Annotated in this window: 11 protein-coding genes; 10 read left to right on the top strand and 1 reads right to left on the bottom strand. The window is 59.7% G+C overall.

Annotated elements, in window-relative coordinates; all coding sequences use genetic code 11:
- The 9 genes from DW171_RS10130 to DW171_RS02785 form a co-directional block, all read left to right on the top strand.
- Nucleotides 1–2,188, top strand: a 2,188-nt coding sequence (locus tag DW171_RS10130; RefSeq protein ID WP_158570998.1) for a DUF4118 domain-containing protein, incomplete at its 5' end; no start/stop codon positions are given.
- Complete coding sequence (locus tag DW171_RS02820) at nucleotides 2,185–3,090, top strand: hypothetical protein (protein WP_118270357.1); 906 nt, start codon at nucleotides 2,185–2,187, stop codon at nucleotides 3,088–3,090. The genes DW171_RS10130 and DW171_RS02820, both read left to right, overlap by 4 nt.
- A complete protein-coding gene (locus DW171_RS02815; protein ID WP_118270356.1) occupies nucleotides 3,087–4,967 on the top strand; it encodes a DUF2194 domain-containing protein in 1,881 nt (626 codons plus the stop codon). The genes DW171_RS02820 and DW171_RS02815 overlap by 4 nt, the downstream gene beginning before the upstream one ends.
- Nucleotides 4,964–6,391: a GT4 family glycosyltransferase PelF gene (pelF, locus tag DW171_RS02810; protein WP_118270355.1), complete on the top strand. Its 1,428-nt coding sequence runs from the start codon at nucleotides 4,964–4,966 to the stop codon at nucleotides 6,389–6,391. The genes DW171_RS02815 and pelF overlap by 4 nt, the downstream gene beginning before the upstream one ends.
- A 3-nt stretch (nucleotides 6,392–6,394) precedes the next feature.
- Nucleotides 6,395–7,939 carry an exopolysaccharide Pel transporter PelG gene (pelG, locus tag DW171_RS02805; RefSeq protein WP_118270354.1) on the top strand — a complete coding sequence of 515 codons (1,545 nt, stop codon included), beginning with the start codon at nucleotides 6,395–6,397 and terminating at the stop codon, nucleotides 7,937–7,939.
- Nucleotides 7,929–9,698, top strand: a complete 1,770-nt coding sequence (locus tag DW171_RS02800; protein ID WP_118270353.1) for a CotH kinase family protein — start codon at nucleotides 7,929–7,931, stop codon at nucleotides 9,696–9,698. Before pelG ends, DW171_RS02800 begins: the two co-directional genes overlap by 11 nt.
- Nucleotides 9,685–10,476 carry a polyphosphate polymerase domain-containing protein gene (locus DW171_RS02795; protein ID WP_118270352.1) on the top strand — a complete coding sequence of 264 codons (792 nt, stop codon included), beginning with the start codon at nucleotides 9,685–9,687 and terminating at the stop codon, nucleotides 10,474–10,476. The genes DW171_RS02800 and DW171_RS02795 overlap by 14 nt, the downstream gene beginning before the upstream one ends.
- 3 nt (nucleotides 10,477–10,479) lie before the next feature.
- Complete coding sequence (locus DW171_RS02790) at nucleotides 10,480–11,145, top strand: DUF4956 domain-containing protein (RefSeq protein WP_118270351.1); 666 nt, start codon at nucleotides 10,480–10,482, stop codon at nucleotides 11,143–11,145.
- A gap of 39 nt (nucleotides 11,146–11,184) precedes the next feature.
- Nucleotides 11,185–12,171 carry a PLP-dependent transferase gene (locus DW171_RS02785; protein ID WP_233539079.1) on the top strand — a complete coding sequence of 329 codons (987 nt, stop codon included), beginning with the start codon at nucleotides 11,185–11,187 and terminating at the stop codon, nucleotides 12,169–12,171.
- Nucleotides 12,172–12,393: 222 nt separating this feature from the next.
- Here DW171_RS02785 and DW171_RS02780 read toward each other — a convergent pair whose 3' ends face one another.
- A complete protein-coding gene (locus DW171_RS02780; RefSeq protein ID WP_118270349.1) occupies nucleotides 12,394–12,741 on the bottom strand; it encodes a winged helix-turn-helix domain-containing protein in 348 nt (115 codons plus the stop codon).
- A gap of 193 nt (nucleotides 12,742–12,934) precedes the next feature.
- Between DW171_RS02780 and DW171_RS02775 the strand changes: the two genes are divergently transcribed.
- Nucleotides 12,935–14,446 (top strand): IMP dehydrogenase, encoded by a 1,512-nt coding sequence (locus tag DW171_RS02775; RefSeq protein ID WP_089571691.1) that lies wholly within the window; start codon nucleotides 12,935–12,937, stop codon nucleotides 14,444–14,446.
- Nucleotides 14,447–14,635: the final 189 nt, after the last annotated feature.

Genomic DNA, 14,635 nt, shown 5'->3' with positions numbered 1-14,635 from the left:
AGGCGGGGCATTCCCCGCCTCTTACACCACATCTCTGCGCGCTACCGCCATGGAGGTGCTGGTTGTTGGCAACACCGCATATGTTGACGATGACTTTTGCGCCAAGGCATTCCCTGGGGACCACGTTAAGGTTGTAGCCGCGCAGGAAGCGCGCCGCGACGAGTCGTCGCCCCATGCCTCGTGGAAAGAGCTGCTTCAGCACTTGGAGCAGGCCTACGAGTTCGACCGCGTGGTCTACCTGTCTAATTACCTTACCCCGCATACCGATACCGTGGGCGATATCGAGCTGCTTCGCTCGGTCTTTCGTACGTGCGTGGGTCGCCGGGTCCAACTGCTGTATGTAGCGGGGCCCGCGGGTGCCGAGGGTGCCGCCGATGCCGCGGGGCGAACGGGCAAGGGCATTATCGCGCACGCAGCCAACGACCTGTGCCGCTACTACGCTGCTCGCGAGGGCGTTCAGACCAAGATCCTGCGCGTGCCGTTCCTGTATACCGCGTCTGCCGCGCTGGAAGATCCGTTTTTGGTGCCGCTGTTCGACGCGTGCTCAACCGGATCGGTCGCTCTGCGGGGCGTGCAGGATGCGTCGTTTCCCCTGCTGTGTGCCGAGGAGCTTGCGGTGCTGATACGCCGTATCTTCGATAGCTGGGATGGTAACTTTGAGACGCTCGACGTTGCCGATGCCTTCCATCACACGTCGGGTGAAGTGGGCGAGGCCCTCAAGGCGCTGTTCCCAGGGCTTGCCGTTGCCTATGGCGATTCTGCCGGTTATGCTCTGCCCGCCAGCGACGTCGTTCGCGTGCGCTATGGCTGGTTTCAGCGTTACGACTTGCTGCGCGATCTTTCGACCATTCAAGCTCGCTGGGGCGCTGGACGCATCAAAAAGGTCAATCCGCTGCGTGCCGCCATCGACCGCATCCAGATGCGCTCGCTGCCCATCAAATGCCTGGAGACGGGCGTTGCTCGGGTTTTGTTTGAGGTACTGGAGCATCTGTTCTCTCAATCGACCCAGCTCAACGTGCTCGATTATCGCCTGCTCTACGTGGTGCTCATCGGCACGCTGTATGGCTTGGACTTTGGCCTGGTTGCGGCGCTGCTGGCGTCGGTGGGTTTGGCCGCGAGTTACTTTACTCTGTACGGCTATACCTTCCAGGGCCTGTTCTACGAGCCGTCCAACTGGCTGCCGTTTATTGCGTACTTTGTTGTGGGTGCCGTGTGCGGCTATGTGCAGCTGCGCAATAGCGAAGCCATTAGGGCGGAGCGCGATCAAAACGAGCTCGCGCGCAACCGCAATACGTTCCTTACGCAGCTCTACCACGACGCGATCGAGGACAAGCGCGCGTACAGGCGCCAGATCGTGGGTCGCCACGACAGCTTTGGCAAGATCTTTGCCGTGACGCAGGAGCTTGACGTGCTCAACCCACGCGACATCTATCGCAAGTGCTGCGAGCTTCTGGGCGAGATCCTCGAGAACGATTCGGTGGCGATCTACCATGTTTCGGGCGGGGCATTTGCACGCCTGGTGGCAGCAAGTCCCGCGATTGCCGACGATGCCGCGCACTCGCTTACGCTTGAGCAGCTCAAACCCATCTTGGGCGACGGGGGCTCATCGGGCCTGTGGGTGAATCGTGGGCTTACGCCGGGCCTTCCCATGTTTGGATACGCCATCGAGCGCGACGGTGCGCCCGCCGTGTTGATCTTTGTGCGTCGCGCAGCCGAGAGCCAAATGACGCTCTATTACCAAAACCTGTTCCGTATCCTGTGTGGCCTGGTCGAAAGCGCGCTGGGACGTGCCTTTGATTATGAGGCCGTTGCGCGGGATAGGCGCTGCGTTGCCGGTACATGCGTGCTCAAGCAGGCGGCCTTTGGTCAAGAGCTTGCTGCCGAGCAGGCACTGGCAGACAACAAGATGGGGAGCTTTGTGCTCCTGCGCGTGGTGCCGGGCATGGAGCCCATCGGCGAGCTGGTGGGCGCGATTGGCTCTGTGATCCGCGAGAGCGATGCCGCGGGCTTGGTCGACGGCGACACGCTCTACCTGCTCATGCGCCAGGCAAAGGCATGCGATTTGCCCATTATCCGCGAGCGCCTGAGTGCGAAGCAGATCGCGGTGGAACCCGTCGATGGCGAGGATATCGTGGCGCTGCTGCAGCGCATTGGTAGCGTCGGCGACGGTGAGGGGGATGCCGCGTGATCTCGCTTGTCGTAGCTGCCGTCTTGTTGCTGATCCATGCGCTGGTTTGCCTGGTGCTGTGGACGCTTATGAAGTTGGGCCTGCTGCCGGTTCGCGGGCACATGCTTGCCGTAATGGTGCTCGTGCCGTTGTGGGGCCCGCTGCTGGTAGTGCTGCTTATCGCGCGCAGCGCCGTGTTTGGTGCGGATCTTAAGGACGCCACGTTGGAATCGCTGCGCATTAACGACGAGCTGCATCGCAACATCTTGGTGCACGACCGCGATGCCGATGCGGGCGTGGTTCCGCTCGAGGAGGCGCTCATCATCAACGACCCGGCAGAACGGCGCCGCCTAATGCTCTCCATGCTCACCGAGGAGCCCGACGCTTACCTGGCGCAGCTGCAGGCGGCTAAGCTTAACGACGACGTTGAGGTGGCTCACTATGCCGCGACGGCGGTGGTGCAGATCTCCAAGGAGTCCGACCTTAAACTGCAGCAGCTGGAGCGTGCCTTTAAGACGGACCCGAGCGCGCAAAACCTCAACGAATACTGCGATTTTCTTGGTGAATACTTGGGCTCGGGCCTGGCCGAGGGGCGCGTGGCTCAGATTCAGCGCCAACAGTACGCGCGTTTGCTTGCGCGTCGCTGCGAGCGCGAGGACACCCTTGAGCTTCGCATTCGATACGCGACGGCGCTGGCCGATGTCGGACAGATCGACGAGGCGCAGGCCGTGACCGACCAGCTGGTGCTCGATGTGCCCGAGGAGCAGGAGGTTTGGATGCTTTGTCTGCGCCTTGCGGTGATGCGCCGCGACGGTGACGAGGTCCACCGCGTGATCGATGCGATTGACAAACAGCATGTATACTTGAGCGCCGCCAACCGCGAGGAACTGGCGTTTTGGCGCAACGGAGAGGAGGCCCGATGAGCGTGGTACAGCATATCCGCGACCGTGCGGGCCATTTTCGCTGGATGGGGCTGCTTGTGGTGTGGGCGGTCTTTATTGCCATGGCGGCCGTGCTGCTGGTGGAGCGCGCCGGCGTGCAGTACAGTGCGGGCCAGCATAAGCTGGGGATGCTTGCCGCCAACGATGCGGTTCCGGCCTCCTCGGCAATATTTGGCCAAAAGCCCACGTGCCTGGTCATTACCGATTCCGATCAAGCTGGCGTCGAGGACGTAAAGGAGCAGTTCGACCAGATTCTGCTCGACATGAAGATCGCGCACCGCGACGTGGACCTTGCGCTGGACGGCGCGGATGCCATTCCCTCGCTGACCTCCTACGATCGCGTGATTTTGCTCATGCCGTCGCTCGATGGGCTCGGTACGCACCTGAGCGACATTATGAGTTGGGTGAGTGCCGGCGGTTCGCTTATGCTCGCCATGCCTCCGGATAACTCGGGCTATCTGCAAGTGATTGCTCCCAAGCTTGGCATTGAATCTGCCGGATATGACTATGTAAAAGCCGAAAGCATTGTGCCGAGCGAGGACTTTATGCTGGGCGGGGGAGAGCGCTACGAGCTTTCGGACCCCTTTGATTCGTCGCTTTTGGTATCGCTGCGCGAGACGGCGCACGTATGGGCAAAGACCGGCGATGCGGGCGCCCCGCTCATTTGGTCGAATGACTGCGGTAGCGGGCGCACCGTGGTGTGTAATATCGGTATCTATGACAAGGTCATGCGCGGCTTTTACGCCGCGGCGATCAGCCTGCTGGGCGATGCCACGGCATATCCGGTTATCAACAGCGCTGTCTTTTATCTGGACGACTTTCCTAGCCCCGTGCCCTCGGGCGATGGTACTTATATCAAGCGTGACTACGGCCTTTCCATTGCCGATTTTTACACCAAGGTCTGGTGGCCCGATCTGCAAAAGCTCGCGCAAAAATACGGCATTCGCTATACCGGCGTGATGATCGAAAACTACGAGGACGCGGTCAACCAGACCGAGCCCGCGCGCCAACCCGATACCACGCAGTTTCGATATTTTGGCGGCATGCTGCTGCAGATGGGCGGCGAGCTGGGCTTTCACGGCTACAACCATCAGCCGCTTGCGCTCTGGGACACCGACTATGGTACGTTGTACGTCTACAAGACCTGGAAGAACAAAGAGACGCTCGTCGCTTCGCTCAACGAACTTATCGCGTTTCAGGACGAGGTCCTGCCCAATGCTCATGGCTCGGTTTACGTGCCGCCGTCAAATATCCTTTCGGCCCGCGCGCGCAAGCTTATCGGTACCGATGTTCCGCGAATTAAGACTATTGCCAGTACGTATTTTGAGGATGGCACCGACCTGCCGTACGTGCAGGAGTTTGGCGTGGCGAGCGATGGCATTGTGGAGCAGCCACGTATTGTTTCGGGCGGCATGGTCGACGATTCCTATATGCGCCTGGCAGCCGTGTCCGAGCTCAACATGCACTACGTGAGCACGCACTTTATGCACCCGGACGACCTTTTGGACCCCGATCGCGGAGCCAAGGAGGGCTGGGAGGTCTACAAGGGCGGCCTGGTCGACTTCCTGGAGTGGCTTACCAAATCCGCGCCCGACCTGCGGCACCAGACGGCGTCGGAGTGCTCCGGTGCCATCCAGCGTTTTTCGTCCGTGACGGTGAGCGTGGATACCAGCGCGGATGCCTGGACGCTCAGCCTGGGCAATTTCCACGACGAGGCGTGGCTCATGTTCCGCGCCAATAATGGTGAGCCGGGTGCGGTGACGGGTGGCGAACTGACGCACCTTACGGGCAATCTGTATCTGCTCAAAGCAAATGATAAGACCGTGACGATCGAGCGCAAGGAGGGTGGCGATAAATGAGAATCTGCTTGGTACTCGAGGGTTGCTACCCCTATGTGCACGGCGGCGTATCTACCTGGATGCATGGCTACATTACGGCCATGCCCGAGCACGAGTTTGTGCTGTGGGTGATCGGCGCGCATGCTGCCGACCGCGGCAAGTTTGTCTACGAGCTGCCCGGCAATGTGGTCGAGGTGCACGAGGTGTTCCTGGACGATGCCCTGCGGCTTTCGGGCGAGCAACATGAAGCCAGTTTTAACGACCGTGAGCGCGAGGCGCTACGCCGTCTGGTGTCGCTCTCCAATCCGGACTGGGACGTGTTATTCGATATCTTCCACCGCCGCCGCGTGCATCCGCTCTCGTTTTTGCAAAGCCGCACGTTTATGGATATCTTTCGCGACGTGTGCCTGGCCGAGTATCCCTACACGCCCTTTGCCGATGCATTCCACACCATGCGCTCCATGTTGCTGCCCGTGCTCTACCTGTTGGGCAGCGAGGTGCCGGTGGCCGATGTGTACCATGCCATATCGACCGGCTACGGTGGCCTGCTCGCCTGCCTGGGCTCAAGCGTTCACCATGCGCCGGTGCTGCTGACCGAGCATGGCATCTATACCCGCGAGCGCGAGGAAGAGATCATTCGCGCCGATTGGGTGGTGCCGTCGTTTAAGGACCGCTGGATTCGCTTTTTCTACCTGCTTTCGGAGGAGATCTACCGCCGCGCCTTCCGCGTGACGAGTTTGTTCCATAACGCCCGCAAGACGCAGATTGATATGGGCTGCGATGCGGACAAATGCCTGGTCATCCCCAACGGCATCCAGTTCGATCGCTTTAAGGATATTCCCTTAAAGACCGATGACGGCTGGGTGGACATTGGCGCGGTGGTGCGCCTGGCGCCCATCAAGGATGTCAAGACCATGATTTATGCCTTCTTTGAGCTGCACGAGCGCCTACCCAAGGTGCGCCTGCACATCATGGGCGGCGTGGACGACGAGGAGTACGGCGCCGAGTGCCACGCGCTGGTCGAAACCCTGGGCGTGCGCGACCTGATCTTTACCGGCCGCGTCAACGTGGTCGAGTACATGGAAAAGCTCGACTTTACCATTTTGACGAGCATCTCCGAGGGCCAGCCGCTCAGCGTGCTGGAGTCGCTTGCAGCGCGCCGTCCCTGCGTGACGACTGAGGTGGGCTGCTGCCGTGAGTTGCTCGAAGGCGCCCCGGGCGACGACTTTGGCGTGGCGGGTTTTGTGACGCCGCCCATGTATCGCAAGGGCTTGGCCGATGCCATGGAACGCATGTGCACAAGCCGCGCTCGTCGCATTGAGATGGGGGAGCGCGGCCAGCGTCGCGTTGCCACGTACTTCTTGCACGAGCAGATGCTCGCCAACTATCGCGCGCTGTACGACGAGACGGCGCAAGCGTTTAACCTGCCCAGAGAGGGGGAGTAGCCGGTGGCCGGAATCGGTTTTGAGCTCAAGCGCCTGTTTAGGCGCAAGGGCCTGTTTGCCACGATGCGCGCTTACGGCTACGCCGGCATTGTGTGCACGGGTCCCATGCTGTTGGGCGTGCTGCTTCAGGTGGGTATCTTGGTGCTGTGCGGTCTGTGGGGTGTGGGCCGTGCCAACCAAGATCTGCTGGTGTGCATGGTGACCTATACGCTGCTGGCGTCGCTCACGCTCACGAGTTTTTTCTCTATGCCGGTCACGCGCTTTTTGGCCGATATGCTTTTTGCCGAGCGCGAGGATGAGATCCTACCTTCGTTTTGGGGCTCCAACGCCATTATGCTCGTTGCGGGCACAGTGCTCTACGGCGTCTTTTTGCTGTTCTCGGCCGCCACGCTGCTACAGGGGCTGCTGTGCCTGTGGCTGTTCAACATTATGATCGTCAACTGGAACGGCATGAGCTATCTCACTGCTATTAAGGATTACCGCGGTATCCTGTGCAGCTTTGCGGCTGCCATTGGCGTGGCGTGCCTGTGCGCCCTGGCCGCGCTGGCGCTGGGACTGCCGCCGGTCGAGGGCCTTTTGGCGTCAATTGCTCTGGGCTACGGCGTTATGCTCGCCTGGGACGTGGTGCTGCTGTACCGTTATTTTCCTCAGAGCGACCGCAGCCCCTGGCTCTTTTTGCAGTGGCTCGATCAGTTTATGCCGCTGGCGCTCACGGGCTTGTTTACCAACCTGGGTCTCTTTGCGCACTTGGTGATAATTTGGGCCGGTCCCATTGGCGTGCAGGTCAAGGGCTTGTTTTATGGTGCGCCGTACCACGATGTGCCGGCGCTCATCGCGTTTTTGACGATCCTGGTCACGTCCGTCAACTTTGTGGTCTCGGTCGAGGTCAACTTTTATCCGCGCTACCGCGACTACTACAGCCTGTTCAACGACGGTGGCGTGGTGGGCGACATTGTGGTGGCCGAGGAGGAAATGCTTGCCACGCTCAACCGAGAACTACGGTTTTGCGCGCTCAAGCAGCTGTTTGTGACCGCGGCGGTCATCTCGCTCGAGACTACAGTGCTCTCGGCCCTGCCGCTGGGCTTTAACAATCTTATGCACGGGTATTTTCGCACGTTATGCGTAGGCTACGGCCTGTATGCCGTGGGCAACACGATCCTGCTTATCTTGCTGTACTTTACCGACTACAAGGGAGCCGTTCTGGCCTCGGGCCTGTTTGCCGGTGTGGCAGGGCTGGCGACCGCCGTGTCGTTGCTTTTGCCGCAGCAGTTTTACGGCTTTGGCTTTTTGTTGGGTGCGGTGGTGTTTTTTATCGTGGCGCTGCTGCGGCTCGATACCTATACCGCCAACTTACCGTATCGTATCCTGAGTCAGCAGCCCATTGTGGCGACCGACAAGACGGGCTGGTTTACACAGCTGGGCCGCTTGCTCGACCGTGCCGAGCAGCGCTATGAGGAAGGTCGCCATAAGGGTGAGCCACATGGCGCGTTTGAGCGCGCAGTAGTTCACGTGTATCGCAAGCATTGGGGAGGTTCTGATGACCGATAGGATGATGTCTCGCCGCTGCCTGATCGAGGCGGCTGCCGGCGCGCTGTTGCTTTCGGGCTGCTCGTCTCAGGACGAATCCTCGACTAAAAAGGTCAAAAAGCAGGACAAGATTAAAAAGGCCGAGGCCTCCGACCAGTCCAAGCACCTGCGCGATAAGGACGAGCTGTACGAGGTCTACGACGACTCGGGTATTGTGACCATGTACCTGACGGTCTCACGCGGCAACAGCTCCGAGAACACCGACCACAGCTGGGCCGAGATCAACACGTATTCGGTGTATGACTATGCCGACATGGGCGTGGCGCGCTATCAGGTTATGGGCTTGCTGCAGGCGGGCGACGAAGACGGCCCGGTGGCCGGCGAGGTTGGCTATGGCGAGGAAGCGCCCAATGCTACCGTGCAGGTGCGTGGCCAGACGTCGAGCTCCTACACGCAAAAGAATTACAAGGTGGAGCTCAAAAAAGGAAAAGGTACCTGGCGCCAGCAGCGCGCGATTGCGCTCAACAAGCACATGGGCGAGGGTATGCGTTTTCGCAACAAGCTGGCCTACGATCTTATCCGCGGGATTCCCCAGATGATGGGCCTTCGCACACAGTTTGTGCATCTGTGGGTGTGCGACCAGACCGAAAAGTCCAACGATACCTTTGAGGACTACGGCCTGTTTACGCAGGTGGAGCAGCTCAACAAGACGGCGCTTAAGGCACATGGCCTGGATAAGAGCGGGCACCTGTATAAGGTGAACAGCTTTGATTTCCATCGCTACGAGGACACCATTAAGCTTGCCGATGATCCCGACTACAACCAGGCAAGCTTTGAAGGCATGCTCGAGATTAAGGGCGATACGGACCACACCAAGCTCATCGAGATGCTCGATGCGCTCAACGACGAATCGCAAAAGATCGATGACGTGCTCGACACCTACTTTGATACCGAGAACCTGGTCTATTGGTTGGCGTTTCAGATCCTGACGGGCAACTGCGATACGCAGAACCGCAACTGCTATCTGTACAGCCCTCTCAACTCAAATACCTGGTACTTTTTGGATTGGGATAACGACGGCATGCTGCGTAAGCTGGAGCTTTCTCTTACCGGGTTTTCGGACTACGCGAGCTGGGAGCGCGGCGCAAGCAACTACTGGGGCAACGTGCTGTTTAACCGCGCGTTGCGCAGCAAGTCGTTCCGCAGCGAACTCGACCGTGCCGTCAAGGACTTGCGCTCGTATTTGACCGAGACTCGCCTGACCAAGATGATCAAGCACTACCGCGAGGTGACTGAATCCCTGGTCTTTGCTTCGCCCGATATCGACAATCTGCCTGTCACCAAGGACCAATACGAGCAGGTCGCCGCGGCGATTCCCTCCGAGATCGAGGAGAACTACAAGAGCTTTCGCGAGAGTTTTAAAAAGCCCATGCCGTTCTACATCGGCGTGCCGCAGATCGATAACGGTAAGCTGCGCATTAACTGGGATGCGTCCTACGACTTTGAGGCGCGCGACATTCGCTACACCGTAGAGCTTGCGCGCGACTATGCCATAAGCGACGTGGTCTTTAAGGCCGAGGACGTGCTGCTTCCCGAGGTGACCTGCGATGCGCCCGATGCCGGCCAGTATTTTGTGCGCGTGCGTGCCACCAACTCCGACGGTTATACGCAAGATGCGTTTGACTACTATGTGACCGACGACGGCAAGCACTACGGCATGAAGTGTTTTTACGTGCAAGACGGCGGTAAGGTCGTGGAGGACACGTATGAGGAGGGCTAGCGCGCTGCTTGAGCGCTTGGCGGCTCCGCCTGTGCGTACCACGCAGGAGCGTTACCGCCACGAGCTCAAATATCTCATTAACGAGGGCGAGCACGCCGCGCTTGCCTGTCGCATGGCGCCGGTGTTTAAGCTGGATAAGCATGCGCGCTCGGGCGGTTACACCATTCGCAGCCTGTACTTTGACGACTACTGCAACTCGGCCTACGAGGAAAAAGACGCCGGCATTCTTATGCGCAAAAAGTATCGCGTGCGCATCTATAACGGCAGCGATAAGGTGATTAAGCTTGAGCGCAAAAAGAAGTACGGCAGCTGGATCTACAAGGAGGACGCGCCGCTTACGCGCGGCGAGTTTGAGCAGATTTTGGCTGGCGACTACGGCTTTTTGCTGAGGAGCCCCTATCCGCTCTGTCGCGAGTTCTACATCGAGTGCATCTGCAACATGATGCGCCCGCGGACCATCGTGGACTACGAGCGCGAGCCGTGGGTGATGGATGAGGGCACCGTGCGCATTACGTTTGACATGAACGTGCGTGCCGCGGTGGGAAGCTTCGATATCTTTGACGCGACGCTGCCCGCGTTGCCGGTCCTGGAGCCCGGTAAGCTGGTGATGGAGGTCAAGTTTACGGAGTTTTGTCCGCAGCTGGTGCGCGATATGGTGCCGCCGGGCGCGGCCGAACTCACGGCGGTCTCTAAGTACTGCCTGTGTTATGACAAGACCGCCTACCTGCGCGGATTTAATTACTGGGAATCGGATTTTGAGAACCGAGGGGATATTTAGACCATGAGCACCAGGGACTTTTTTAAGAACTCCGTCTTGGAGGCGTTTGGCCAGGTCGACCCTGCCAAGATTGGCCTTTCGCTGCTCGTGGCGCTCGCCATGGGCATCCTGATCTATTACGTCTACAAGCGCTTTTTTACCGGCGTGGTGTATTCGCGTAGCTTTGCCGTGACGCTCGTAGGCATGTGCGTGCTCACGTGCATGGTGACGCTCGCGATCTCGACCAACGTGGTCATCTCGCTCGGTATGGTCGGTGCTCTGTCTATCGTCCGCTACCGTACGGCGGTCAAGGATCCGCTCGACCTGCTGTATCTGTTTTGGGCCATTACCACTGGCATTACGGCAGGCGCCGGCATGTACGCGCTCGTGGGGCTCACGGCTGTGGTGATCGTGGTGATGATCGCCGGCTTTGCGAGCCACCAGGATAGGGCACGCGTGTACATGATGGTCATCCACTACACGGGCCAGACCACCGGCGACGATATCGTGCGTGCATTTGGGCGCACCAAGTTCACCGTTAAGTCCAAGACTATGCGCGGCGACAAGGTCGAAATGGCCGCCGAGGTGTTCTCGGATGGTGTGGACATGCCCTACGCCGACGCCATCCGCGCGCTCGATGGCGTTGAGGACCTGACGCTCATCCAGTACAACGGCGAATATCACGGCTAGTTTGGTTCAGTTTTATTTAAGGGGCGGTGTCGCTTGGACGTGCAGCAGCTTGAAGAGACCTGGGCCGTAAGGGCCGGCGCACGTGAAACGTGTCTTGTTGCGGCCTCGCATGTGCCGGCGGCGCTGTCGATGCTGGGGATTGTGCAGCCCGGCGATCGCTTGGTGGCCTTTGCGGACGACTTTGCCGATGCGTTTGCGCGCGGCTTTGATGCCTGCGACGTTGTGCTCGTGGGGGAGCCGTCGGTTGCGGCGTTTGCTGTTGCATCCGAGGGCTTTGATGTTTCGTTTGAGGTCGAGGGGCCTCACCTGTGGTGGTTCGTCAACTCTATTGGCGGGTTTGGTCTGCGTGTGCCCGACCTTCGCGCTCTGGGCCGCGCGGCTCGTGAGTCGCATGCGTTGCTCGTGGTTGATAACACTGTGTCGGGCGTCTTTGGGTGCAACCCGTTGCGTCTGGGCGCCGTGCTTTCGCTCGAGGCGCTCGACCGCGTGTGTGCCGGCGTTGCGCCGCGCAAGCTCGTCGCCGCTTCGGTGGCGCGCTCGCAGCTTAAGCGCCATCGCGTGGATGCCGCCGCCGAGTGTGCGTATGCGCTTCTTGCGGATTGCGGTGCGTCTGCACTCGACCTTTCTGTTAATGAGGCCTGCATGCTGGAGCGGGGGCTGTCTTCGCTCGACGCTCGCATGCAGGCCCACTTCGACCGCGCCCGTGCGCTGGCCGAGTATTTGGCCGCCAACGAGATGGTACGCAACGTGCGCTATCCCGGGCTGACCTCGCATCCCGACCATGCCATCGCGACCGGCATCCTGGAGCACGGTTTTGGCCCGGCAGTAGAGTTTGACCTGATGGACTGCATCGCGGGTGAATTTTTCAGCATACTGCCGGACGAATTCCGCACATCACCCGCCGGCGGCTCAACAACGCGCCTTTCGGCCCCGCGCGGTAAGCAGGGGAGCGCCATCCGCCTCTTCGCCGGCACCGACGACCCTCTGCAGGTGGCTGCCACTCTCGATAACGCCCTTCGCAAGTAGCTAATCGGGGTCTGTGTCACGAAAACGGCCTATTTACTACGTTTAAGCAATAGGGGTCGACCACACCCGCCTATTTTGAAATTACCAAGCTGTTTACCAGCGGTTTTAATTTCATAATGTCCGGTATGGTCGTGGGTATTCAACTAAACGTAGTAGATGGGCCCGTTTTGTGGCGCGAGCCTCAACCCGAGGGCGCTGTGGGCTAAAAACCGCCCAAAAGGACTACTCCGCGTTGATGTTGGCGATGAGGGCGTCGGCCTTGGCAGCGATGACGTTGTTGATATCGGCCTGTAGCTCCTCGTAGACCGCTATGGCTCGCTCGCCGGCGGGGGTGAGGGTGGATCCGCGGGCGCCATCGCGCTCGATGAGCTTGCAGCCCAGCTGCCCTTCGGCTTCGTTCACGATGCGCCAGGCCTTAGAATACGCCATGCCCATGCTCTTGGCGGCACGGTTGAGCGAATGCTCCCGGGCAATACCCTGCAGCAGCAAGACGCAGCCATGGCCGAACACGCCCGGCAAATCCTTGTCGCACGCTTGAATGACCAACTTTGCCGTCGTCTTGTACTCCATGTGCTCCACGTCTTCCCGCTAAAGTGTTTGCTGGGCAAACGCAAAGCCTGCGTCAAACCCTCGTGTGCTCTTCTTAAATCATGCATTGTAGCAGTCAAAGTGCGTTAAGATACTTCCCCAGTATTGGGCGCCCAAGGTTGGGCTGGGTCCTACGAGGCCTGCAGCCGACCGGTCGCATGGAAAAAGGAGAAACATGGCTACGTTCTTTCCCGGTGAGTCCCACACGTTTTCGGAGTATCTGCTGGTCCCTGGTTACTCGTCCTCGCAGTGCATCCCCAACAACGTCTCTCTTAAGACGCCGCTAACCCGCTTCAAGCGCGGTGAGAAGCCGGCAATCACCCTGAACATCCCCATGGTTTCCGCCATCATGCAGTCCGTCTCGGGCGTCGACATGGGTGTCGCGCTCGCTACCGAGGGCGGCCTGTCCTTCATCTACGGTTCCCAGACCCCCGAGTCCGAGGCCGCTATGGTCAAGGCCGTCAAGGATCACAAGGCTGGCTTCGTTCAGTCCGATTCCACGCTGACCCCCGACATGACCATGGAGCAGGTCATCGAGCTTAAGGAGAAGACCGGTCACTCCACCATGCCGGTCACCGACGACGGCACTCCCAAGGGCAAGCTCCTGGGCATCGTCACCAGCCGCGATTATCGCCCCAGCCGCGATGACCATCAGAAGAAGGTCTCCGAGTTCATGACCCCGCGTGAGCAGCTCATCGTGGGCGACAAGAATATTAGCCTCAAGGTTGCCAACGACGTGATCTGGGACAACAAGCTCAACGCTCTGCCTATCGTCGACGACAATGATCACCTTATGGGCATCGTCTTCCGCAAGGACTACGACAGCCACAAGACCAACCCCAACGAGCTGCTCGATAACGACAAGCGCTACATGGTCGGCGCCGGTATCAACACCCGCGACTATGCCGAGCGCGTGCCGCTGCTCATCGAGGCCGGTGCCGACGTTCTGTGCATCGACTCCTCCGAGGGCTTCAGCGAGTGGCAGAAGCGCACCATCGAGTGGATTCGCGCCAACTACGGCGAGGACGTCAAGGTCGGTGCCGGTAACGTCGTCGACGCCGAGGGCTTCCGCTTCCTGGCCGACTGCGGTGCCGACTTCATCAAGGTCGGTATCGGTGGCGGTTCCATCTGCATTACCCGTGAGACCAAGGGTATCGGCCGTGGCCAGGCTACCGCGTTGATCGACGTCTGCCGCGCCCGTGACGAGTACTACGAGGAGACCGGTGTTTACGTGCCCGTGTGCTCCGACGGCGGTATCGTCTACGACTACCACATGACGCTCGCCCTTGCCATGGGTGCCGACTTTATGATGCTGGGCCGCTACTTCGCTCGCTTTGACGAGAGCCCGACCGAGCGCGTCAACGTGAACGGTCAGTACATGAAGGAGTACTGGGGCGAGGGTTCCGCGCGTGCCCGCAACTGGCAGCGCTACGACCTGGGCGGCGCCGCGAAGCTCAGCTTCGTCGAGGGTGTCGACTCCTACGTTCCCTACGCCGGTTCCCTCAAGGACGGCGTGGGCGGCACGCTCTACAAGGTCAAGTCCACGATGTGCAACTGCGGTGCCCTCTCGATCCCCGAGCTCCAGGAAAAGGCACGCCTGACCCTGGTGAGCTCCACCTCCATCGTCGAAGGCGGCGCCCACGACGTTGTCGTAAAGGACTCCCAGCAGTCTGTGTCTTATCGATAAGCGGCTTTCCCAGGCACCGCATCTTGCCGTTCAAACCGTCGCTTGCGTACCTAAGTACGCGGCGCTCCTCTTTCACGGCAACCTGCGGCACCTGGAAAACCCGTTGTTTCTAGAACGGGTTGCACATAAAGGTTGAGTATCAACCACGTTATTTAGATAAAGCGAGATGCCTACAAGTCGCAGGCATCT

Source organism: Collinsella sp. AM15-2 (genome assembly GCF_003471985.1).
Classification (GTDB): domain Bacteria; phylum Actinomycetota; class Coriobacteriia; order Coriobacteriales; family Coriobacteriaceae; genus Collinsella.
Note: the sequence above shows the minus strand (reverse complement) of the source record. Positions and strands in the feature narration are given on the sequence as shown.